Raw genomic sequence first — 2438 nt, 5'->3', positions numbered from 1 at the left:
CAGCCCCAGGGAGGGAGTCAGCCGCAGAATGGAACCCAGCCCCAGGGAGGGAGTCAGCCGCAGAATGGAACCCAACCCCAGAATGGGACGCAGCCCCCAAATGGGACCCAACCCCCAAATGGGACTCTGCCACAGAACGGAGAGGAATCAGAAAACGGAGAGGAACCAGAGGAAGGCACCCGGGAATTCACCTTGGAAGAACTGGCACAATACAACGGAAAAGATGGTCAGCCTGCTTATGTAGCGGTAAACGGAGTGGTATATAATGTTACTGACAATCCTTTATGGGCAGGAGGGAGCCACTTTTTTGGACTTACAGCAGGGAGAAATTTGACCAGTGAATTTCAGATGTGTCATCCAGGAGCCATGGTATTAAGTGTGCTCCCGATTGTAGGCACTCTTGTGACACCGCAAATGAGCTGAAAAGATATGAAAATGCCATCCTATCATACCCTTTTAAGAGCCTGGGTATGATAGGCTTTTGCTTATCCTTTATTTGTATCAGGATTAATTTCCTTCCATATAGCTTGTTTCTGATAAATTGGACAAGAAAGCTGTTTTAAGCACTGTAAGACAGCCTGGCTGTGAACCATGGCTGCTTTTTTTTCCAGATCCTTTTGGTCTTCTTCTGTTTCGGGACGATAAACGATGATATTCATAATAAGTCTTCCGGAACGATAGTCTATATATTGTATGAGGTTCTGCGTGTCCGGTATGTGCCTGGAGTGGATTATGGAATGCAGAGTATTTGTTAAGGGGTGAAACGAATGGAGAAAGTGAAAGGTCAATTTGCAATATATTCAAGAAAATCAAAATTCACCGGAAAAGGGGAGAGCATCGGTAATCAGATTGAATTATGCAGGCAGTATCTGTGTACTCATTATGGAGAAAGCTATGGGGAAAATGCCTATGTTTATGAGGATGAGGGCTTTTCTGGCGGAAACCTGGACCGGCCTCAGTTTAAAAAGATGATGCAGGAGGCAAAGAAGAAACGGTTTACTGCAATTGTTTGTTACCGTTTGGACAGAATCAGCCGTAATATTGGCGATTTCGCAAATCTGATTGAGGAATTGAATGAAATGCATATTTCCTTTATTTCCATCAAGGAGCAGTTTGACACCTCTTCCCCAATGGGAAGGGCCATGATGTATATAGCCTCTGTATTCTCCCAGCTGGAGAGAGAGACCATTGCAGAGAGGATACGGGATAACATGCATGAGCTGTCAAAAAGCGGAAGGTGGCTGGGCGGAACGACACCGACTGGTTATAAGTCTCAAAGTATTAAAACCCTTACGGAGGAGGGAAAGGTTAAAAAAGCATATCAGTTAAGGATTATTCCTGAAGAAGCCAAGCTTGTCCGCCTCATATATGAAACGTTTATGGAAACAGGATCACTAACGCAAACAGAAACGTATCTGATTCAAAATGGATATAAGACGAAATATAATCGGCTGTTCAGCCGCTTTGCCATTAAGGCAATTCTCACCAATCCCGTTTACATGACAGCTGATATGGAGGCCTATGATTATCTGAAGAAAAAAAAGGTGGATCTATTTGCGGAAAAGGAAGAATTCAACGGCCAATTTGGTATTATGGCATACAACCGTACCCTTCAAAAGCCAGGGAAAGCTCATGAGATGAGAGAGATGGATGAATGGATCGTCGCCGTTGGAAAGCATGAAGGCCTTATTCCTGGTTCCATGTGGGTCAAGGTTCAAAAGCAGCTTGACCGGAATAAATCTAAAAACTACAGAAAACCCAGGAGCAATGTGGCCCTGATGTCCGGCCTTTTATATTGCAGTGAATGCGGAGATTATATGAGGCCAAAACTATCCGGCCGTTTCAATCAGGAGGGAGAGCAGATATATTCCTATTTGTGTACCATGAAGGAAAAAAGTCGGATGAAATGCTGCGGCATGAACAATCCCAACGGAAATCTACTTGATCAGATGGTATTGGAGGAAATTAAAAAGATAACTGAGAATAAGGACGAATTGGCAATACAGTTAAATCAGTATAAAAAACTTTTGGACGAGGGCCGTCAGGAATCAGAAGCAGATATATTGCGTCTGAATGAGGATATTCTTCGTTTGGATGAAGAAATTAGCGGTCTTGTGACCTCTTTGAAAAAAGCAGGAGGGACAGCAGCAGAGGAATATATAGTCGCCCAGATTGAAGAGCTTCATCAGAGGAAGGAGGATATAAGCGGCCATTTAGAAAGGCTTAAGGTGTCTTTAATCAACCAGGAGCTTTCCGACGGGGAAGCAGAGCTTGTTAAAAGAACATTATCGTCCTTTTCAAGCACTTTGGACACCATGGATGTGGAACAGAAGCGAATGGCAGTCCGGGCATTTATAAAGAGAGCCGTCTGGGATGGCAAAAACATACATTTATATTTTCTTGGGTCTAAAGAGCCGTCAGGAGAGTCTAGCAAATGA

3 protein-coding genes are annotated in these 2438 nt (G+C 43.8%); 2 read left to right on the top strand and 1 reads right to left on the bottom strand.

The annotated features are described in order from the left end of the window. Window positions 1–423: cytochrome b5 domain-containing protein (locus T546_RS24875; RefSeq protein WP_278246336.1), on the top strand; the 423-nt coding region annotated here is incomplete at its 5' end. Window positions 424–485: 62 nt separating this feature from the next. On the opposite strand, the gene T546_RS25460 is transcribed toward T546_RS24875, so the two are convergent. Continuing rightward, the gene (locus tag T546_RS25460) at window positions 486–659 is read right to left on the bottom strand and encodes a hypothetical protein (protein WP_155857723.1); all 174 of its coding nucleotides are present in this window, start codon (window positions 657–659) and stop codon (window positions 486–488) included. 108 nt (window positions 660–767) lie between these two features. Between T546_RS25460 and T546_RS0122270 the strand changes: the two genes are divergently transcribed. Then, window positions 768–2438, top strand: a complete 1671-nt coding sequence (locus T546_RS0122270; protein ID WP_026893483.1) for a recombinase family protein — start codon at window positions 768–770, stop codon at window positions 2436–2438.

The organism is [Clostridium] aerotolerans DSM 5434 (assembly GCF_000687555.1).
GTDB lineage: Bacteria > Bacillota > Clostridia > Lachnospirales > Lachnospiraceae > Lacrimispora > Lacrimispora aerotolerans.
Note: the sequence above shows the minus strand (reverse complement) of the source record. Positions and strands in the feature narration are given on the sequence as shown.